The following is an 18,341-nucleotide window of genomic DNA, read 5'->3' on the forward strand; positions in this document are numbered from 1 at the left end:
AGGAAATCGCTGGTATCACGGCTTGAAGATCGAGAAGACCGACGAGAACTTGTTAATCAGGTATGGCGCGAAAAGCACGAGGCCGGAATAGAAGAAGTTCGCCGCCTTCGTCATGTCGGGTATCTCGTTGACGCTGGCAAAGCGATAAAGGCAGGCGAGGCCGAAACCGACGTATAGCATTAGTATTGCGACGGTTCCGACAAGGGCGATGAAACGGCTCGAACTCGCTTTCATCATCGTGATGGTTAGTGGGAGCTGCCCTGCGGCGAGGGGGATGCCAGCGGCGTCGATGGGGGTTCCGGCTGCGTCAGTTTTCGTCAACTCGACTTCCTCAGACAGGGCGTCGGTCAGCGACCAATCGTGGGCCTCCCGGAGCGAGCGGTAGCACAGCAGCATCGATATCACCACGGCGATGGCGACGAGTACGATCAGCATATCGGCAAAATTTATCGAATTCACCAGAGCCTCCCTCAGAGTGCCGCGACATGAATCTGTCGATGAAACCGAGTGTAATCTTTGCGTGTATCATGTCAATATACACGCAAAGATTACACGTCGATACAACCGTCGCAGGCTGCTCGCTGAGAGGGGGCGTGTAATTCGATGATCACTTCACGGCGGCGAGAAAATCGCCGGCGCCAGTTTCGAACTGCAGCTTGGCAAGCTTGGCGTAGATGCCGCCATCACGAATGAGGGTCTGATGCGTTCCCTCCTCGACAACGCGGCCTTGATCCATAACGAGAATCCGGTCAGCCTTCAGCACGGTGGCGAGGCGATGAGCAATGACAAGCGTCGTGCGCCCGGTCATGAGCCCATCGAGGGCCTTTTGCACAAGTGTTTCGCTTTCGGCGTCCAACGCCGAAGTCGCCTCATCGAGCAGGAGCACTGGTGCGTCTTTCAGGATGGCACGGGCGATCGCGATCCGCTGACGTTGGCCGCCGGAGAGCGTGATGCCGCGCTCGCCAACTTCCGTGTCGTATCCCTTCTCCAGGCGGGCAACGAATTCGTCGGCCTGGGCGGCGATCGCGGCGGCACGCACCTCTTCGCGCGTAGCCTCCGGACGACCGAAGGCGATGTTGTCGTGAATCGAAGCCGCAAAGATGGTGACATCCTGTGGCACGATCGCGAGGCGTTTGCGCAGCTCGTCGGGATCGGTGCTGGTTGCTTCGACACTGTCGACCGTCACGGAGCCTTGCTGCGGGTCATAGAAGCGGAGCAGCAGAGAGAAGACTGTACTTTTGCCGGCGCCCGAGGGACCAACAATCGCAACGGTCTCGCCGGGAGCGACGTCGAAGCTCAGGCCATGCAGCGCCGATCGTTCGGGGCGTGATGGATAGGCGAAGTGCACATTACTGAACTGCACACGGCCAAGGGCAGGAGCAGGCAGCGCAACAGGCGCTGCCGGCGCCGCAATCGGAGAAACCTCGTCGAGCAGTTCCGTCAGCCGGTCGGCAGCACCCGCGGCCTGCGAAAGCTCGCCCCAGACTTCCGACAGGGCTCCGAGGGAACCGGCGGCGATGACGGCGTAGAGAAGGAACTGGCCGAGCGTGCCCGCAGAGAGTGTGCCCGCGAGGACGTTGTGGGCTCCGACCCAGAGGACGGCAACGACGCTGCCGAAGATAAGCGTGATGGCGATGCCGGTCAGCAGGGCGCGTGAGCGGATCGCGGCACGGGCGGCGGCATAGGCCGTTTCGACGGCCGATCCATAACGGTCCGCCGCAGCGTCTTCTCCGCCAAAAGCCTGGACGGTGCGGCTGGCGGCGATCGTTTCGTTGGCGAACGCGGAGGCATCGGCCAGCGTATCCTGAGCAAAGCGAGAGCGTTTCCGTACCGAGCGGCCGAAGCCGACGAGCGGGAAGACGATCAGCGGGATCGCACCGATCACCAGGCTGGACAGCTTTGGAGAGGTCACGATCATCATGCCCATCGCACCGAGACAGAGGATGAGGTTGCGCAGAGCCACAGAGGCCGTGGCACCAACGGCCGACTTGATCTGCGTCGTATCTGCCGTCAGGCGAGAGACGATCTCACCGGACTGATTGATGTCGAAGAAGGCCGGCGATAGTCGTGTCACGTGACTGAAGACATCACGGCGAAGGTCGGCGACGACCCGCTCGCCAAGCGTGATGACAAAGTAGTAGCGAAGGGCGCTGGCGACGGCCAGCACGACCGCCATGATCATCAGCATGAGGAAGTAGCTGTTGATGAAGCTGCCATCGGCCTGCGTGAAGCCGTGATCGATCATGCGGCGGACGGCAAGCGGCAGGGCGAGCGAGGTGACCGCCGCAAGCGCAAGCGAAGCGAGAGCGCCGGCGACCAGGCCGCGATAGCGCACGACATAGGGCGTAAGCCGGCCTAGCGGCTTCAGCGATCGCGACTTCTTTTCCCCTGCTTGACCCGCGTATGCCAATTCGTCTCCGATCCCCTACAACACCGCTTAACCGCGGCTGATGGCTCTTGTTATCCTGCCGGCCTTCATGTATAGGCAGCCCATCCTAATGGGAAGCCGTAGCCTTTGCGTCTGCGGCTTCATTTATTCAATCGGTCCTCTTGTCGCAACGAATATGCGTCAAATTGGACGTTGCTTCGCAGGAAGATTGTTATGAAGGCAGATATCCATCCCGACTATCACACGATCAAGATAGTCATGACCGACGGCACTGAATACGAAACCCGCTCGACCTGGGGTTCTGAAGGCGCAGTCATGAACCTCGAAATCGACTCCAAGTCGCATCCGGCATGGACTGGTGGCAACCAGCAGCTCATGGACCGTGGCGGCCGCGTTTCCAAGTTCAACAAGCGTTTCGGCGGCCTCGGCCTCTAATCGCTGCTGGATGGCAGAATTTGAAAAACCCCACTTCGGTGGGGTTTTTTATTGCGTGCTTTCGGTGGTTGCCGCGACACTGTTTCCCTTCTTGAATACGTTACGGCCTCTTGGAAATCCGTTCGATCCAAGACAAGATCATCCAGCTCCAGCTTTGAAGGGGACTGGGATGGAAAACCACGAGCCGTTTCTAAGAGAAGCGATCGCGCTTTCGAAATCTTCGATGGAACGCGGTGACGAGCCGTTTGGCTCAGTGCTGGTTAAGGACGGCAGGGTCATTCTGCGCGCCGAAAACAGCGTATTCACCGGCCGCGATATGACGAACCACGCCGAGTTGAACCTGATCAAGCTCGCTGCGCAGAAGTACGATGCTGCTTTCCTGACAGATTGCACTCTCTATACCAGCACCGAGCCGTGTGCGATGTGTTCAGGGGCGATTTACTGGTCAGGGATCGGGCGCATGGTGTTTGCGTGCTCCGAGACGCGACTGGGTGAGATTGCCGGGATAGGCCTGAACGTTCCGAGCCGGGCAATATTGGAAACCGGCGCGCGCATTATCGCCGTCGATGGCCCGAACATAGAAGGCGAAGCTGCTGCCGTCCATCAGGAATTCTGGCCAAAGCATCTGGGTAAAACGTAGCGGGCTGAATGCCCGTGGCGCGCAAAAGAAAAACCGGCCGCGCACGACGCAGCCGGTTTCATGAATGCGGTATCGAGGCGGCTTAGTTGTTGCTGAAAGCCGTCTGCAGCAAGCTAAGCTGAGCCTGGACGCTATTCTGGTTGTCAGGAACGATCGGGGCTTCGGCCGGACGGTAGATTTCGCGATCGAGCAGGGCGACGCGGTTCTGCAAGCGCAGCGAACGTTCGATCAGATCGCGGAAGGATTCCGGCAGGTCGCCCCAGCCCGGCGCGTTGCGATCGACGTTGAAACCGTCGAGCCGCACCTTGTTCTTCTCGGCCAGAACCTGATCGCGTGACATCTCGCCATTGTTGACAGCGCGCTGCAGCAGCAGCCAGGACGCCATCTGCATCAGGCGGGTGGTGAGGCGCATCGACTCAGCGGCATACAGAACGGATGCCATGCGCGGCAGAACCTTCGAGGCTGCGCGACCCTGGCCATCGAGATAGGCGGCGGTTTCTTCAACCAGCGACATGCCTTCCGAATACAGTGTCTTGAACTGCGAGGATGAGGCAGCGCGACCTGCAAAACTGATCGTGTTCAATCCAAGCTCTGACATTTAAATAGTCCCTGTTGCACGCATCTACTTATGGTCAGGTAACGTCAGCCGAAGGGAAAAAGTTTCTCCGGCCGCTCTTTATGCTTTTAAGATGGTAGCTTTAGCGGAATTGCGCAAGGCGTTTCTTAAGAAAGGGTTAACTTCCACAGTTTCATGGAAATGGTCCCCAACGCAATAAAAAAGAAGAGCCGCAAAAGCGGCTCTCAAGGTAAAACAGGGAGAAAAATCAGACCAATTCACCGCATGGAAAACTGTCTGAGATCCAGAGAAGATCTGGATGAGTACAGTAATACCTTATAAAGCTTAATGGCCGCTTAAACCTGTCCCAGTTTAGTCCTTTACGGAAGCATGGTTTGCTGCTTTAGCCAGCCGCCGATCAGGAGCGGAAGAGGCTTTCCGCCGCTGATCTTGTCGAGGTCTTGCTGGCCACCTCAGTTTCAATTCTCACGATCTCGGCCTTGAGCAGCTCAATGCGCGATCTCAATTCGTCGACCGAGACGGTCGAGAGATCGCCACCGATCTCATGCGCAACCTTTTTCTGCGGCCGGTCGTCGTCGATGAAGCTCATGTGCTCCTCCCTTTTCTGCCTCAGTTATATTTTAGGGCAGGATCGCCGGTTTCGGGAGTCTTGGCGGTTCCGCGATCGGCAAGCGACATGCTTTCGGGCGTCAGCGTTTGCGATGTGGCCGTCGGAATTGTGGTAAAGGCGTCGCGATCGCCGACCGGAACGGCGGCGCGCATGCGGCTGCGGATGATGGCATAGGCGGTGATCAGCACATGGGCGATCGCCGTCACCAGGAAGAGGGCGTGCGGGTTGATCATCGACATCACCGGACCGCCGATGGTCGGGCCGATGATCGTGCCGATGCCGTAAAGGAGCAGCAACCCGCCGGAGACTTTTACGAAGTCCTCGGCGGAGGCAAAGTCGTTCGCGTGCGCAACGGCGATCGGATAGAGCGTGTTGGCAACGGCGCCATAGAGAACGACGAGACCGATAATGAAGTAGGGCGAGTCGGGGTGCAGGATCGCCAGCAGCAGGCCGGCGAGAGCGGCAATCGCCGACATTGCCGCCAGTACGTAGCGACGGTCGATACGGTCCGAGAGGCGGCCGGCCGGCAGTTGCATCACGGCACCGGCGAAGATCGTGGAGCTCATCATGATGGCGATGCTGGTATCGGACAGGCCAGCGCCAGCACCAAAGACGGCGCCCAGCGTACCGTAGGCGCCGTTGGCGATACCGACGAGGAGAATGCCAAGACAAGAGACGGGAGAGTTGCGGTAAAGGGCCGGCAGATCGAGCTTGACGGCTTTCAGCGGCTGTGGCGAGGCCGCGGTCGAGAGCGTCGTCGGAAGCATCGCGATGCAGTAGAAGATGCCGCAGATCATGAAGAGCACGGGCGTGCGCACATCCTCCAGCGGAATCATCATCTGGCCGGCCACGACGCCGAAGAGCGTGATGGAGATATAAAGCGAGAAGATCGCGCCGCGGCTTTCGTTGGTGGCGCGCTCGTTCAGCCAGCTCTCGATGATCATCGACGTACCGGCGGTCGCAAAGCCGGTGACGGCGCGCAACAGGACCCACCAGACCGGATGGATGATGATACCGCTTACGAGCGCGATAATCGCGATAATCGCAATGAAGCCGGAGAAGGCGCGAACGTGGCCGACACGGCGCACCAGTTTGGGGGCAACAAGGCAGCCGATGACGAAGCCGGCCGCCCAGGACGTGCCGAGCAGCCCGAGGGTGGTCGTTGCATAACCTTCCAGGTTGCCACGCACTGGAAGCAGGATGCCCTGCAAGCCGTTGCCCATGAAGAGAAAGAGCGTCCCGAAAAGAAGTGAGGCGACGGACAGCAGATTTCTTTTCATATACCCAGACTCTATGCGTTGAATGTCAAAGGACATATGGCAACACGCGAGTGTCGCCCAGCCTCGAGAAGATTGATTGTGCCCCCAAATGCCGCTACGGCATGAATAATTGCAGTCGTGACGCGAAAAAATGTCCGTCCTGTGACAATCAGAAGAGATGGAAAAATAAAGACATGACGAAGCTGATCGCTCTGCTGCTCATCCTGGCGATGGCGATCCAGCTGATCAAGCCGCTGGGTGTCCCGGGGCTACGTCGGCGCATGGATTTCTGGAAGATCGCGCTGATCGCTTTCGCAATATGGGCGCTGGCGCTGATCGGGCGCGACTTGTTCGTTTAATACGCGATTTCGCCGCGCATGACGGGCGCGCAACTGCCGGAAATCGTTACGTCGGTGACGGTCCCGTCCTGCTTGACCACATCGATCCCGATGAGGCTGCGGCGTCCCATCTCGACGCCTTGCTCTATGGTCAGCGAAACGCTCATATTCGCATCCGGCTCCAGCGAAACGAGGTAGGCGCCAAGTGCAGCAGAGGCGCTGCCGGTCGCCGGATCCTCGGGCACGTTGTCGAGTGGCGCAAACATCCGTGCGCGGATCATCCACGGATTTTCCTGCGAGCGCACGTAGACGAACAGCGAGAAGTCGTGGTTGCCTTCAAGGGTCGACCCGGCCGCATCCTGAAAATAGGCAAGGTTCGGTCGGGCGCGGCCGAGGGCGGCAAGGCTCGCGAGTTCGGCAACCACGAAACTCAGCCCAACCGATGCGATAACAGGTTCATGCGTAGATACGCGGATTTCGTCTGGTTCGATGGCGATGCAGCGAGCAACGGTGTGCTCCGAGATTGTGTCGCCGACAGCAAGCGGTCTCGGCGCGCGAATGGATGCGGACAGCACCTCGCCACGGTCCCGCTTTAGGTCAACTTCGACGAGGCCCGCCTTCTCCTCGAAGCGCAGCTTCTCTCCAGTGGGGCGCCCGAACACCTCGCCCTGCCGCCCGAGCACATAGGCGGTACCAACGTTCGGATGGCCGGCAAAGGGCACCTCCATGGTCGGCGTGAAGATACGGATACGGGCGGTATTGGCGGGATCCTCCGGCGGCAGCACGAAGGTGACCTCCGAATAGCCGAACTCCGCGGCGATGTTCTGCATGTCGGTATCGGTCAGACCACGCGCGTCCGTCATGACAGCCAGCGGATTGCCTTCGAAACGGGTGGAGGTGAAAACATCGACGGTCGTGAAGGCAACGGTTTTCATGGCGGCTCCGAACGGGCTGATGCCATGATCCTTACTTGCGATCGGAGGGCTGCAGAAGCTGGAAACTTGTCGCTGTTACAATAGAAAACCGGCCGCTTTGGGCGGCCGGTTCTGTTTGTCTTCCAAGTCGAGAAAGGCTTAAGCGGCCTGCTCGAGGTCCTTCTTCCAGCTGCCCTTTGCGGCGAGGCTGTTCATCTCGGCGCGATGGGCGAAAGCGCGCTGGCCGGCAGCGACATTCTCCGCCTTGCCACCCCAGGCCTTGAGGGCCGTATCCTGCAGGGCGCGGCCATAGGAGAAGGTGACCGCCCAGGGCAGGTCGTAGCCGGAGTTGATCGCGGAAAGATGGGCGCTTGCTTCTTCGGTGGACTGACCGCCCGAGAGGAAGGCGATGCCGGGAACGGCCGAGGGAACGGTGCGCTTCAGAACTTCGACGGTACGCTCGGCGACTTCGGCGACAGACGCCTTGCGGGCGTTCTTGCCGTCGATGACCATGTTCGGCTTCAGGATCATGCCTTCGAGGCTGACGCGGGCATCTGCCAGTTCCTCGAAGACCGTGCGCAGCGTCCATTCTGTGACTTCAGCGCAGCGATCGATGTTGTGGTCGCCCGGCTTGCCATCCATCAGGCATTCCGGCTCGACGATCGGAACGATGTTGGCCTGCTGGCAGAGCGCCGCGTAGCGAGCGAGCGCGTGGGCGTTGGCCTTCATGGAGCCCCAGGTCGGCAGCGTGGAGGAGATTGCGATGACGCCGCGCCACTTGGCGAAGCGAGCGCCGGCTTCATAGTACTTCGCCAGGCGATCTGCGAGACCGTCCAAACCTTCGGTGATGGTTTCACCGGGATAGGCGGCCATCGGTTTTGCGCCGATATCGACCTTGATGCCCGGAATGCTGTCTGCCGCGCGGATGATGTCGACGAAAGGCGTGCCGTCTGCTGCCTTCTGGTGGAGGGTCTCTTCGTAGAGAATGACGCCGGAAATATACTGACGCATCGCCTCGTCGGTACGGAACAGCATCTCGCGGTAGTCACGACGGCTCGTTTCCGTCGATTCAAGTCCGATCGTGTCGAACCGCTTACCGATCGTGGCTGTCGATTCATCCGCTGCAAGCAGCCCGCGGCCACCAGCTACCATACGCACGGCAATGTCTTCCAAACGTTCGCTCATATCGTTCTCTCCACAGCAAAGAAAAATCGTCAACCGATGAATATAGGTCGCGGATAACAGAAGTTTATGGGCGGGAAAACGGCAGCAAAATTCTTTGAAACGTTTGAATTTTTTTTAATCGTTTGAAAGTTCGGGCTTTTGTCCTCTCATTGAGCAAAAGACCGCGACGCTTTCGCGCCGCGGCCTATCTACATGTAAAATCTGTTAAATTCGGCTGTTCGGATCACTTGACCTTGTTCAGGACCGCGACGCCCGGAAGGACTTTGCCTTCCATCCATTCAAGGAAGGCGCCACCCGCCGTCGATACATAGCTGAAGTCATCGGCAACGCCGGCATGGTTCAGCGCAGAGACCGTATCACCGCCACCGGCGACGGAGGTGAGCTTGCCGGCCTTGGTGCGCTCGGCCGCAAACTTCGCTGCCGCGACGGTTGCCTTGTCGAACGGTTCGATCTCGAACGCGCCAAGCGGACCGTTCCAGACGAGCGTATTGGCGCGCTCGATCCAGGCCATAATCGCCTCAACCGACTTCGGACCGACATCCAGCACCATCGCGTCGCTGGGGATCGCATCGATCGCGACGGTCTCGTTGGCGGCGTTTGCCTTGAACTCGCGGGCGACGACGCCGTCTTCCGGGAGAATGATGGCGCAGCCCGCCGTGGCGGCTTCGATCATGATCTGCCTGGCGGTTTCTGCCAGATCGTGCTCGCAGAGCGACTTGCCGACATTGGTGCCACGGGCGGCAATGAAGGTGTTCGCCATGCCGCCGCCGATGACCAGCGCGTCGACTTTCTTCACGAGGTTCATCAGGAGATCAATCTTGGTCGAAACCTTGGCGCCGCCGACGATCGCAACGACAGGTCTTGCCGGATTGCCGAGGCCACTTTCCAGCGCTTCGAGCTCAGCCTGCATGGTGCGGCCGGCATGGGCAGGAAGATGATGGGCGAGGCCCTCCGTCGAGGCGTGCGCGCGGTGGGCGGCGGAGAAGGCGTCGTTAACGTAGACGTCTCCCTGCGCGGCGAGCGCTTTGATGAAATCCGGGTCGTTCTTCTCTTCGCCCTTGTGGAAGCGGGTGTTTTCCATGAGCAGGATGTCGCCGTTCTTCATCGCAGCAACGGCGTCGCTGGCCGCAGGGCCGATGCAGTCGCTGGCGGTCGCGACTGCGCGATCAAGCACCTCCTCGACCGAAGGCGCGATCAGGGACAGCGAGAGGTCTGGCGACGGGCCATCCTTGGGGCGACCGAAATGCGCGAGCAGGATGACCTTGGCGCCCTTCTTCGACAGTTCCAGGATCGTCGGGGCAACACGCTCGATGCGCGTGGTGTCGGTCACTTTGCCGTCTTTGACCGGAACGTTCAGGTCAACGCGAACGAGGACGCGCTTGCCGGCAATGTCGTTGAGGTCGTCGAGGGTCTTGAAGGAAGGCATAGAGAAGTCCGTTCGTTATTGCCCAAAAGATGCGGGGACCATAGCAAGGATGACTGCAGACGCAAGGCGGTCATTGCCGCTTTTCATCACCCTTGCCGGATGCCGCCGCGGCGGCTGCTTCGCGGTTCTTGCGGCCTTTGAAGCGGTCACGGACGCGGTCGATGATGTCATGCAGATTAAGGAAGATCGGCAGGGCGGTGGCAGGCTCCAGAGCCTCGAGCGACATGCCGACCGAAGTGATGTGGTCCTGGTCGTCGAGATCGCGGACGATCAGGATAATGGAACCGAGGCGCACTCGGTCGGCATAGTCGGCCTTGCCACCGAGACGATGCTTCATCAACTCGGCGATCGTCAGTCCCTTCTCGGATTCGTTCAGCAGTCCAGGGCCATAGGCGGCGTCGAGATCTGCGGCAGGGCGAGCCGGTGAGAGTGCGAAGGCGCCGAAGAAATCCGCATCGTCCTCCTCGACGGGAACTCGGCTGGCAAAGAGCTTGTCGAGCAGCCGCGAATAGGAGGGAACGACGAAGAGATAGACGAGATCGTTTTCGCGCAGCCGTCCGGCATACTGATAGCGCATCGACTTGCCATCTCGGATGACGAGCGAGGGCGTTGCCCAACGCGGGATGCGCTCACCGCGTAGGACCGGGCTATCCTTGACGACGCGGTAGGAGAGAAGTTCGTGGTTTGCCGCGCCCGGCAGATCCACCTCCACCTTGTCGACGGCACCCATCCGCGGTGGGGTAATGAGCCCGAGCTTTTTTGCAACCGGTTTGATCGTCCATCCCTGTACGAGCAGCGAGACGAGCACGATGATGAAGGCGGTATTGAAATAGACCTGCCCATTCTCCAGTCCGCCAAGGATGGGCATGATCGCAAGCAGGATCGACACTGCGCCGCGCAGGCCGACCCATGCAACAAAGCCAATCTCCTGCTGCGTATAGTCGAAGGGCAACAGCGAGAGCCAAATGGCAAGCGGGCGTGCAATGAAGATCAGGAACAGGGCAAGCAGTATTGCCGGAATGGCGATCGACGGAAACTGCGACGGAGTTGCAAGGAGCCCGAGAACGAGGAACATGATGATCTGTGCAAGCCAGGTCATGCCGTCCTGGAAGCGCTTGATGGCGGCATAGCCATGGAGCTTGCGGCTGCCTGCGTAGATGCCGGCAACGTAGACGGCAAGGAAGCCGCTGCCGCCGACCGCGCCGGTCGCCGAGAACACCAGTAGTGCCAGGGCCAGCACGAAGATCGGCGTCAGGCCGCGATCCGTCTCCAGCTTGCTGACGATCAGAACGATCATCATGCCGCCGAGCAGACCGAGGATGACGCCGAGGCCCATCTGCTGCACGAACATGGCGAGCATGCCGATGTTGATGCCGTGATACCGCTCGCCGCTGGCAAGAACCTCAACGAGCGCAATGGTCAGGAAGATCGCCATCGGGTCGTTGGAGCCGGATTCCACTTCAAGGGTCGAGCGCACTTTGTCGCGAATATTGATGCCGCCGATACGCAGCAGGAAGAAGACCGCCGCCGCGTCGGTAGAGGCAACGATGGAGCCGAGCAGCAGGCCTTCCAGCCACGTAAAATTCAACAACCACATGGCGACGACGCCAACCAACGCGGCCGTTATCAGCACGCCGACCGAGGCGAGTGTCAGTGAGGGCACGGCGGCGAGCTTGAAAGCTTGCACCGGCGTTCCAAAGCCGGAGTCGAACAAGATGATCGCGAGCGCGATCGAACCGAGGATATAGGCGAGATAGTTGTTGGTGAATTCGATGCCTAGGCCATCCGTTCCGGCAAGCAATCCGATCGCCAGGAAGAGCAGGAGGAGGGGGGCGCCGAAGCGGAACGCGAGCAGGCTGGAGAATGCGGCGAGGAGCACGAGCGTCGTCGACACCAGTACGACGATATAGAACGCTTCCATGCCTATCCCCTTACCTGCAATTCAATGCAGACCGCCCCCGGTCCCGCAGCCCATTCCCAGTCGCCCTTTCGTCGTCATCCAAGCTTGCTGCGAGTAAACGGCAAAACAAACGGGATGGGTAGGCCTTGCGGTCGAACCCCTGCTGTTTTGCGGCTTCATGCTGCTGTTTTGGCGTGCCGAACGGCAAAGCCGGATGAGCGCTCACGAAGGAGCTTGAAAAGAGTGTATGAGCAAATCGGGCGATAGCAGGGCAGAAGCAGCGCTCGCGCGCTTTTCCTGGCGATCAGTTTCTTGTCGGAAGTGAACCGCGTCGAGGCCTCAGCTCAGACGTCGTCGTCCTCATCGCCTTCGTCATCGCCGATGTCGGAAATTGGCACCAGGAAGACGACGAATTCGTCATCGATGGTGCGCTCCGGATCGTCGTCGAACTCGTAGGCGTGCTCGACTTCGCTCGCCTCTTCGGCAGTTGCCTTGCGCAGGTTGAGCGCCGCGACGCCGTCCCAAACCGGCTTGCCTTGAGACTTCAGGACCGTGAGGTCCTCCCTGAAATCCTCAGCCTCGAAGAAAGTCTTGGCATCGTCGGCGTTCTCGGAGCGAAAGCTTGCGACTGGTTGTCCATCGATTTCGATCGTAAAGTAGTCCATCAGAATTCCTTCGCCTGCGCACCATCCGCGTCTACAGCGACAGTACGGTGATCGAACACCCCGCGCCAGCCCTATCCTTTAAGGATAACGATTATCGCGGTCCCATGACCTGCGTGGACGCCAGCAGCGGTTGCCCCTCGGCGATCTGCTTGGAACTGCGACCGCCAACAAGGCTCAAGCTCAGCACGCTCGCGATCATGCAAACAACAATGATCGTCATCAGAATTTTCATGGGGGACCCGTCGGCAATCCGGCATCTCTTATGCCTGTGACGCTAGCCAGTTTGACGATGGGACGCAAGCAGAAGGACCCACTCGCCACGGCCGTCGGACTGGCCATAAGAAAAGCGGCCCGGTTGCCCGGGCCGCTTTCCGAGATAATTCGGCAGGGCTGTTAGATGAGCTTCGCGAAAGCCACGGCCGTGTCGGACATGCGGCTGGAGAAGCCCCACTCGTTGTCGTACCAGGACAGGACGCGCACGAAGTTACCTTCCATGACCTTGGTCTGATCGGTTGCGAAGATCGAGGAGTGGCTGTCGTGGTTGAAGTCGCGGGAAACGAGCGGCTCGTCGGTATAGCCGAGGATGCCCTTCAGTTTGCCGTTTGCGGCCGCCTTGATCGCTTCGTTGATTTCGCCGACCGTCGTGGCCTTCTTGGCGACGAACTTGAAGTCGACGACCGAGACGTTCGGGGTCGGAACGCGGATCGACGTACCGTCAAGCTTGCCCTTCAGATGCGGCATGACGAGGCCAACGGCCTTGGCTGCGCCCGTCGACGTCGGGATCATGGACAGGGCTGCGGCGCGGGCGCGGTACAGGTCCTTGTGCATGGTGTCGAGCGTCGGCTGGTCGCCGGTGTAGGAGTGGATCGTGGTCATGAAGCCGTGGTCGATGCCGACCGCGTCATCGAGAACCTTCACAACCGGCACGAGGCAGTTCGTCGTGCAGGATGCGTTGGAGATGACCAGGTGCTCCTTGGTGAGCTGGTCGTGGTTGACGCCGAAAACGACGGTCAGGTCAGCGCCGTCGGCAGGGGCCGAAACGATGACGCGCTTGGCGCCTGCTGTCAGATGGGCAGCGGCCTTGTCGCGAGCGGTGAAGATGCCGGTGCACTCCATCGCGATGTCGACGCCGAGTTCCTTGTGTGGCAGCGTCGCCGGATCCTTGATCGCCGTTACCTTGATCGGCTTGCCGCCGCCAACAGTGATCGTGTCGCCTTCGACCTTCACCTCGGCCGGGAACTTGCCGTGGATAGAGTCGTAGCGCAGCAAGTGGGCATTGGTCTCGACCGGGCCGAGATCGTTGATGGCAACGACTTCGATGTCGGTGCGGCCGGATTCGACGATAGCGCGGAGAACGTTGCGGCCGATGCGGCCGAAGCCGTTGATGGCAACCTTTACAGTCATGTGCATTCACTCCCTAGAGATGGGGCTTGCGGATTGAGTTGGAGAGCGCTTGTGCGCTCCCTTTATAGTTTTGCTTCTGCGGCCGCGACCACGGCGTCCGCGGTGATGCCGAAATGTTCGAAGACCTTCTTTGCAGGGCCCGATGCGCCGAAGCCCTTCATGCCGACGAAGCTGCCTTCCGGACCGATGAACGCATCCCAGCCTTCGCGGACGGCGGCCTCAACGGCAACCTTGACCGGCGAGTTGCCGATGACTTCCTTGCGGTAGGCCGCCGGCTGGTCGAAGAACAGTTCCGTGCAGGGAACCGAGACGACGCGGGTGGAGATACCCTTGCCTTCGAGCGTTGCGCGGGCGGCAACGGCGAGTTCGACTTCGGAGCCCGAAGCGAAGATCGTGACCTTGGCGTCGGCGTTCCCGGCAAGCGTGTAGGCGCCCAGCTCGCAGAGGTTCTTCTCGCTGTACTCAGCGCGCACAGGCGTCAGGTTCTGGCGCGTCAGCGCGAGTGCGGACGGGTGGGTCTTCGACTTGATGGCGATCTGCCAGCACTCGGCCGTCTCGGTCGGGTCGGCCGGACGGAAGACCCGCAGGTTCGGAACGGCACGCAGGCCGGCGATCTGCTCGACCGGCTGGTGCGTCGGGCCGTCTTCGCCGACGCCAATCGAGTCGTGCGTCAGGACGTGGATGACCCGGATGCCCATGAGGCTGGCGAGGCGGATCGGCGGGCGGCAATAATCCGAGAAGATCATGAAGCCGCCGCCGTAGGGAATGAGACCGCCGTGCAGCGCGATGCCGTTCATGGCCGAAGCCATGCCGTGCTCGCGGATGCCCCAGTGCATGTAGCGGCCGGCGAAATCCGTCGGCGTGATCGAATGCATCTGGCTGGTCTTAGTATTGTTCGATGGCGTCAGGTCGGCTGAGCCGCCGAGGGTCTCCGGCAGGAAGCCGTTGATGACTTCGAGCGCATCTTCCGATGCCTTGCGCGTGGCGATGACAGGCTTGGTTTCGACGAGCTTCTTCTTGTAGTCGCTGATTGCGGCGTCAAAGCCTTCCGGCAGGTCGCCGGCAAAACGGCGAGTGAACTCAGCCTTGTGTGCGGATTTGGCGAGACCGTCTTCCCACGACTTGACAAGGTCAACCGAACGGCTGCCGGCTGCGCGCCATGCGTCTAGGATGTCAGAGGGAATGACAAAGGGCTCGTATTCCCAATTCAGCGCCTTGCGGGTGGCTGCGATTTCATCGGCGCCGAGTGGGTTGCCGTGGACCTTGTGAGTGCCCTGCTTGTTCGGAGCGCCGAAGCCGATGATCGTCTTGCAGGCGATGAAGGTCGGGCGGTCGGACTTGTGGGCGGCTTCGATCGCGGCGGCAATGGCAGCCTGGTCGTGGCCGTCGATCTCGATCGTGTTCCAGTGGACAGCTTTGAAGCGGGCAATCTGGTCGGTGGAATCCGACAAGGAGACGGCGCCGTCGATGGTGATCGAGTTGTTGTCCCAGAAGAGAACGAGCTTGTTGAGCTTCAGGTGGCCGGCAAGCGCAATCGCTTCATGGCTGATGCCTTCCATCAGGCAGCCGTCGCCGCAGATCGCATAGGTGTAGTGATCCTGCAGATCGGCGCCGAACTCCTCGCGCAGCTTCCGCTCGGCGATAGCCATGCCAACGGAATTGGCAATGCCCTGGCCAAGCGGTCCGGTCGTCGTTTCGATACCTGTCGCATGGCCATATTCGGGATGGCCGGCGGTCTTCGAGCCGAGCTGGCGGAACTGCTTCAGGTCCTCGACCGTCATGTCGGGATAGCCGGTCAAATAGAGCAGCGAGTACAGCAGCATCGAGCCGTGGCCGGCCGACAGCACGAAGCGGTCGCGGTTCGGCCAATGCGGCTTCTTCGGGTCGAACCGGAGATACTTCGTGAAGATGATGGTCGCTACGTCGGCCATGCCCATCGGCATGCCTGGGTGCCCGGAATTTGCCTTTTCGACTGCATCCATGGCGAGGAAACGGATCGCATTTGCCATCCGGTCGTTTTGTTCAGGAGAGGTCATGGCTGTTCCACGGGGTTCCGGTGTCGGGGGATGGCCTCAAGCCTGTGGAGACCATCAATGAGAGCGGGTGACACATAGCAGTTGGATCGGCCAAGTCAATAAAATGAAGGCGCACCAAAGGCCGCTCCAATCGATTTTAGACATTTGACCATTAATTTTTACAAAAGTTGAATACCGTGCGCGACAGCGATTGATTTTTGTCATCCACAGAATAGGTCTGCGGCTGCGGTACCGGCTTTATTGACGCGCCGTTTGCGAGGTGCGTATCCTTTTGAAAATACTGAATCGGGCGCACGCGCCGATTCGCGGGTCTTGCGCGGGGAACCGGAGAGACATGACGCCTACAGGCAAAATCATGGAAGCGGCACTGAACGAGCTGCGGCAAGCGATCTCGGGACTCGAGAACGCAGTCGACATGCGTATCGAGCAACAGCGAGAGCAGGGCGAGGTCGAAGGCGAGGTTCGCCGGATCCACGCGGATCGCTCGAAGCTTGCCCAGGAATTGGACCAAGCCGAATTCCGCGCGAACCGGCTGGAAGAAGTCAATCGCGAGGTCTCGCGGCGGCTGGTGACGGCCATGGAGACTATTCGCGCGGTTCTCGACCGATAGAAAGGCGCGGCAGATGGCGCAGGTAACGGTAACGATCGACGGCAAGGCCTACCGGATGGCTTGCGAGGAAGGGCAGGAAGATCACCTGACGGATCTCGCAACGCGCTTCGACAATTACGTCGGCCACCTCAAAGGCCAGTTCGGTGAAATCGGCGACCTGCGCATCACCGTCATGGCAGGCATAATGGTCATGGACGAGATCTCCGAGTTGACCCGCCGGATTGCGGATCTTGAATCCGAACAGGGCGCCTTGCGCAACAGCAGCGACACGGTGCTGGCGGCGAATGCACGCACTGAAGAGAACCTGGCGGCAGCACTCAGCGAGGTGACGAGCCGCATCCGCGGTATCACCGACAAGCTGAACGGCCGGGCGCCAGCCGAGCTCAATTAAATCGGAAGGGCGTCCCGGCGCCCTCTGGCGCGCCGCGGAAATCAGTCTTATATATCGGGTGCGGTCTGCGCCTCTCGACAGGAACCACAATCCCTGGGGCCATACTCGATCCAAAGGGAGCTGTCCCTGACCAGGCTCGTGGGCCTGGACACACGGTGCCCACCTACGTTTGTAGGCACCCAGGATCGTAAACATCCATCGGTTGCCGTGGATCGCGCTTTCCCCTCCGTCTCCTCCGCCCCTGCCATTCGTGAGCTCCGTGCGCGAACGTGATATTTTTTCACCAATCCCATATCGACGAGGTGTGGGCTTTGCTTCTGCCGTGCACCTACCGCTCTGCGTCGGCTTCTTGCTTCGCGTCATATCCAAATGTGACAGAGACTTCTCTTGCTTGCCGCATAGCGAGTGCTAGTTTCCGCATCATATCGATTTAATTTCCAGGAGATTTGAGATGCAGCTTGGCATGGTGGGTTTGGGCCGCATGGGCAACTACATGGTTCAGCGATTGATGCGCGGCGGCCATGAATGCGTCGTCTACGACGCCAAGCCGGAGAGCGTTGCCGATCTCGTCGGCAAGGGGGCTGTCGGGACCGCCTCTTTTGAGGAATTCGTCTCGAAGCTGTCGCGCCCGCGCGCGATCTGGCTGATGCTGCCGGCGGCGATCACGGACAAGGTCATCGCCCAGATCGTGCCGTTGCTGCACGACGACGATATCATCATCGACGGCGGCAACTCGTACTATCACGACGACATCCGACGTGGCGCCGAACTCATCACCAAGGGCATCCACTACGTCGATGTCGGCACCAGCGGCGGCGTATTCGGTCTCGAACGCGGCTATTGCCTGATGATCGGCGGCGAAAAAGGAATCGTCCAGTCGCTGTCGCCGATCTTTGCATCCCTGGCGCCCGGGCAGGGAGATATTGCTCCTTCCGCGGGGCGCAGCGCGCATCCGGAGAGCACTGCCGAACAAGGCTTCCTTCATTGTGGTCCGCACGGCGCCGGTCATTTCGTCAAGATGGTGCATAACGGCATCGAATACGGCCTCATGGCCGCTTATGCGGAAGGGCTGAATATCCTGAAACATGCGAACATCGGTGCGACGACCCACGAGGTTGACGCGGAAACCGCGCCATTGGCCCACCCCGAGTATTACCGCTATGACCTCAACCTGCCTGATATTGCCGAAGTATGGCGTCGTGGCAGCGTGATCACATCCTGGCTGCTCGATTTGACCGCCGACGCGCTGCATGCCGATCCGGTCCTCACCAAGTATGCCGGTCGCGTTTCCGATTCCGGCGAGGGCCGCTGGACGATCATGGCGGCAATCGATGAAAGCGTGCCGACGCCCGTGCTCAGCGCCGCGCTTCACGGTCGCTTCTCGTCTCGCGACAATGACGAGTTCGCCAACAAGGTGCTTTCGGCGATGCGTGCAGGGTTTGGTGGCCACGTCGAGAAGCCGAAGGGCTAGATGAAAAACTTTTCGTTTTCCAAGCCCGCGCAGCGGTGCCTGTGCGGGCTTTTCTTTTAAACAGCACGATATATTGTCGGAGGATCGTATC

19 protein-coding genes and 1 other RNA gene are annotated in these 18,341 nt (G+C 60.1%); 7 read left to right on the plus strand and 13 right to left on the minus strand.

Features of this window, described 5'->3' with window-relative positions; translation table 11 throughout:
* Positions 1–15: 15 nt before the first annotated feature.
* Both RGCCGE502_RS25875 and RGCCGE502_RS25880 read right to left on the minus strand, forming a co-directional pair.
* The gene (locus RGCCGE502_RS25875; RefSeq protein WP_016557164.1) at positions 16–459 is read right to left on the minus strand and encodes a hypothetical protein; all 444 of its coding nucleotides are present in this window, start codon (positions 457–459) and stop codon (positions 16–18) included.
* A gap of 148 nt (positions 460–607) precedes the next feature.
* Complete coding sequence (locus RGCCGE502_RS25880; RefSeq protein WP_016557165.1) at positions 608–2,410, minus strand: ABC transporter transmembrane domain-containing protein; 1,803 nt, start codon at positions 2,408–2,410, stop codon at positions 608–610.
* A gap of 192 nt (positions 2,411–2,602) precedes the next feature.
* Between RGCCGE502_RS25880 and rpmE the strand changes: the two genes are divergently transcribed.
* Together rpmE and RGCCGE502_RS25890 are read left to right on the plus strand one after the other, a co-directional pair.
* Positions 2,603–2,824, plus strand: coding sequence for a 50S ribosomal protein L31 (gene rpmE / locus RGCCGE502_RS25885; protein WP_016557166.1), 222 nt, complete (start codon positions 2,603–2,605; stop codon positions 2,822–2,824).
* Between the two features lie 169 nt (positions 2,825–2,993).
* The gene (locus tag RGCCGE502_RS25890; RefSeq protein ID WP_016557167.1) at positions 2,994–3,464 is read left to right on the plus strand and encodes a nucleoside deaminase; all 471 of its coding nucleotides are present in this window, start codon (positions 2,994–2,996) and stop codon (positions 3,462–3,464) included.
* Positions 3,465–3,546: 82 nt separating this feature from the next.
* Here the strand turns inward: RGCCGE502_RS25890 and rcdA are convergent, their stop codons facing one another.
* The 3 genes from rcdA to RGCCGE502_RS25905 all read right to left on the minus strand — a co-directional run bounded on the left by rcdA (position 3,547) and on the right by RGCCGE502_RS25905 (position 5,931).
* Positions 3,547–4,062: a protease adaptor protein RcdA gene (rcdA, locus tag RGCCGE502_RS25895; RefSeq protein WP_016557168.1), complete on the minus strand. Its 516-nt coding sequence runs from the start codon at positions 4,060–4,062 to the stop codon at positions 3,547–3,549.
* A gap of 376 nt (positions 4,063–4,438) precedes the next feature.
* Complete coding sequence (locus tag RGCCGE502_RS25900; protein ID WP_016557169.1) at positions 4,439–4,630, minus strand: DUF1192 domain-containing protein; 192 nt, start codon at positions 4,628–4,630, stop codon at positions 4,439–4,441.
* Positions 4,631–4,650: 20 nt separating this feature from the next.
* Complete coding sequence (locus RGCCGE502_RS25905) at positions 4,651–5,931, minus strand: MFS transporter (protein ID WP_016557170.1); 1,281 nt, start codon at positions 5,929–5,931, stop codon at positions 4,651–4,653.
* A gap of 173 nt (positions 5,932–6,104) precedes the next feature.
* Here RGCCGE502_RS25905 and RGCCGE502_RS37535 point away from each other — a divergent pair, with 173 nt between their 5' ends.
* Positions 6,105–6,269: a hypothetical protein gene (locus RGCCGE502_RS37535; RefSeq protein ID WP_016557171.1), complete on the plus strand. Its 165-nt coding sequence runs from the start codon at positions 6,105–6,107 to the stop codon at positions 6,267–6,269.
* On the opposite strand, the gene RGCCGE502_RS25910 is transcribed toward RGCCGE502_RS37535, so the two are convergent.
* The 8 genes from RGCCGE502_RS25910 to tkt all read right to left on the minus strand — a co-directional run bounded on the left by RGCCGE502_RS25910 (position 6,266) and on the right by tkt (position 15,778).
* Entirely contained in the window at positions 6,266–7,183 is a 918-nt protein-coding gene (locus RGCCGE502_RS25910) for a PhzF family phenazine biosynthesis protein (RefSeq protein ID WP_016557172.1), read from the minus strand. The two genes, RGCCGE502_RS37535 and RGCCGE502_RS25910, sit on opposite strands and share 4 nt — an antisense overlap.
* Before the next feature lie 138 nt (positions 7,184–7,321).
* Entirely contained in the window at positions 7,322–8,347 is a 1,026-nt protein-coding gene (locus RGCCGE502_RS25915; protein WP_016557173.1) for a class I fructose-bisphosphate aldolase, read from the minus strand.
* Between the two features lie 223 nt (positions 8,348–8,570).
* A complete protein-coding gene (locus tag RGCCGE502_RS25920; protein WP_016557174.1) occupies positions 8,571–9,773 on the minus strand; it encodes a phosphoglycerate kinase in 1,203 nt (400 codons plus the stop codon).
* A gap of 70 nt (positions 9,774–9,843) precedes the next feature.
* Positions 9,844–11,694, minus strand: coding sequence for a potassium/proton antiporter (locus tag RGCCGE502_RS25925; RefSeq protein WP_016557175.1), 1,851 nt, complete (start codon positions 11,692–11,694; stop codon positions 9,844–9,846).
* A 323-nt stretch (positions 11,695–12,017) separates the two neighbouring features.
* Positions 12,018–12,338, minus strand: a complete 321-nt coding sequence (locus RGCCGE502_RS25930) for a hypothetical protein (RefSeq protein ID WP_016557176.1) — start codon at positions 12,336–12,338, stop codon at positions 12,018–12,020.
* A 91-nt stretch (positions 12,339–12,429) separates the two neighbouring features.
* A complete protein-coding gene (locus RGCCGE502_RS38815; RefSeq protein ID WP_019280713.1) occupies positions 12,430–12,558 on the minus strand; it encodes a hypothetical protein in 129 nt (42 codons plus the stop codon).
* A gap of 173 nt (positions 12,559–12,731) precedes the next feature.
* A complete protein-coding gene (gap, locus tag RGCCGE502_RS25935) occupies positions 12,732–13,742 on the minus strand; it encodes a type I glyceraldehyde-3-phosphate dehydrogenase (protein WP_016557177.1) in 1,011 nt (336 codons plus the stop codon).
* 62 nt (positions 13,743–13,804) lie between these two features.
* Positions 13,805–15,778, minus strand: a complete 1,974-nt coding sequence (tkt, locus tag RGCCGE502_RS25940; RefSeq protein WP_016557178.1) for a transketolase — start codon at positions 15,776–15,778, stop codon at positions 13,805–13,807.
* A 334-nt stretch (positions 15,779–16,112) separates the two neighbouring features.
* On the opposite strand from tkt, the gene RGCCGE502_RS25945 reads away from it, so the two are divergent.
* The 4 genes from RGCCGE502_RS25945 to gnd all read left to right on the plus strand — a co-directional run bounded on the left by RGCCGE502_RS25945 (position 16,113) and on the right by gnd (position 18,250).
* Positions 16,113–16,388 (plus strand): DUF4164 domain-containing protein, encoded by a 276-nt coding sequence (locus tag RGCCGE502_RS25945; RefSeq protein ID WP_016557179.1) that lies wholly within the window; start codon positions 16,113–16,115, stop codon positions 16,386–16,388.
* Between the two features lie 13 nt (positions 16,389–16,401).
* A complete protein-coding gene (locus RGCCGE502_RS25950; RefSeq protein WP_016557180.1) occupies positions 16,402–16,779 on the plus strand; it encodes a cell division protein ZapA in 378 nt (125 codons plus the stop codon).
* A 59-nt stretch (positions 16,780–16,838) separates the two neighbouring features.
* Positions 16,839–16,997, plus strand: a non-coding RNA gene (gene ssrS / locus RGCCGE502_RS35025) — 6S RNA.
* 233 nt (positions 16,998–17,230) lie between these two features.
* Complete coding sequence (gnd, locus tag RGCCGE502_RS25955) at positions 17,231–18,250, plus strand: phosphogluconate dehydrogenase (NAD(+)-dependent, decarboxylating) (protein ID WP_016557181.1); 1,020 nt, start codon at positions 17,231–17,233, stop codon at positions 18,248–18,250.
* Positions 18,251–18,341 lie beyond the last annotated feature (91 nt).

The sequence above is a fragment of the Rhizobium grahamii CCGE 502 genome, from assembly GCF_000298315.2.
GTDB classification, from domain to species: domain Bacteria; phylum Pseudomonadota; class Alphaproteobacteria; order Rhizobiales; family Rhizobiaceae; genus Rhizobium; species Rhizobium grahamii.

What these genes read in the sequence shown, in the direction of transcription:
- rpmE (WP_016557166.1), top strand. Translation starts at nt 2,603, where the DNA reads ATGAAGGCAGATATCCATCCCGACTATCACACGATCAAGATAGTCATG.
- RGCCGE502_RS25890 (WP_016557167.1), top strand. Translation starts at nt 2,994, where the DNA reads ATGGAAAACCACGAGCCGTTTCTAAGAGAAGCGATCGCGCTTTCGAAA.
- rcdA (WP_016557168.1), bottom strand. Translation starts at nt 4,062, where the DNA reads ATGTCAGAGCTTGGATTGAACACGATCAGTTTTGCAGGTCGCGCTGCC.
- RGCCGE502_RS25900 (WP_016557169.1), bottom strand. Translation starts at nt 4,630, where the DNA reads ATGAGCTTCATCGACGACGACCGGCCGCAGAAAAAGGTTGCGCATGAG.
- RGCCGE502_RS25905 (WP_016557170.1), bottom strand. Translation starts at nt 5,931, where the DNA reads ATGAAAAGAAATCTGCTGTCCGTCGCCTCACTTCTTTTCGGGACGCTC.
- RGCCGE502_RS37535 (WP_016557171.1), top strand. Translation starts at nt 6,105, where the DNA reads ATGACGAAGCTGATCGCTCTGCTGCTCATCCTGGCGATGGCGATCCAG.
- RGCCGE502_RS25910 (WP_016557172.1), bottom strand. Translation starts at nt 7,183, where the DNA reads ATGAAAACCGTTGCCTTCACGACCGTCGATGTTTTCACCTCCACCCGT.
- RGCCGE502_RS25915 (WP_016557173.1), bottom strand. Translation starts at nt 8,347, where the DNA reads ATGAGCGAACGTTTGGAAGACATTGCCGTGCGTATGGTAGCTGGTGGC.
- RGCCGE502_RS25920 (WP_016557174.1), bottom strand. Translation starts at nt 9,773, where the DNA reads ATGCCTTCCTTCAAGACCCTCGACGACCTCAACGACATTGCCGGCAAG.
- RGCCGE502_RS25925 (WP_016557175.1), bottom strand. Translation starts at nt 11,694, where the DNA reads ATGGAAGCGTTCTATATCGTCGTACTGGTGTCGACGACGCTCGTGCTC.
- RGCCGE502_RS25930 (WP_016557176.1), bottom strand. Translation starts at nt 12,338, where the DNA reads ATGGACTACTTTACGATCGAAATCGATGGACAACCAGTCGCAAGCTTT.
- RGCCGE502_RS38815 (WP_019280713.1), bottom strand. Translation starts at nt 12,558, where the DNA reads ATGACGATCATTGTTGTTTGCATGATCGCGAGCGTGCTGAGCTTGAGC.
- gap (WP_016557177.1), bottom strand. Translation starts at nt 13,742, where the DNA reads ATGACTGTAAAGGTTGCCATCAACGGCTTCGGCCGCATCGGCCGCAAC.
- tkt (WP_016557178.1), bottom strand. Translation starts at nt 15,778, where the DNA reads ATGACCTCTCCTGAACAAAACGACCGGATGGCAAATGCGATCCGTTTC.
- RGCCGE502_RS25945 (WP_016557179.1), top strand. Translation starts at nt 16,113, where the DNA reads ATGACGCCTACAGGCAAAATCATGGAAGCGGCACTGAACGAGCTGCGG.
- RGCCGE502_RS25950 (WP_016557180.1), top strand. Translation starts at nt 16,402, where the DNA reads ATGGCGCAGGTAACGGTAACGATCGACGGCAAGGCCTACCGGATGGCT.
- gnd (WP_016557181.1), top strand. Translation starts at nt 17,231, where the DNA reads ATGCAGCTTGGCATGGTGGGTTTGGGCCGCATGGGCAACTACATGGTT.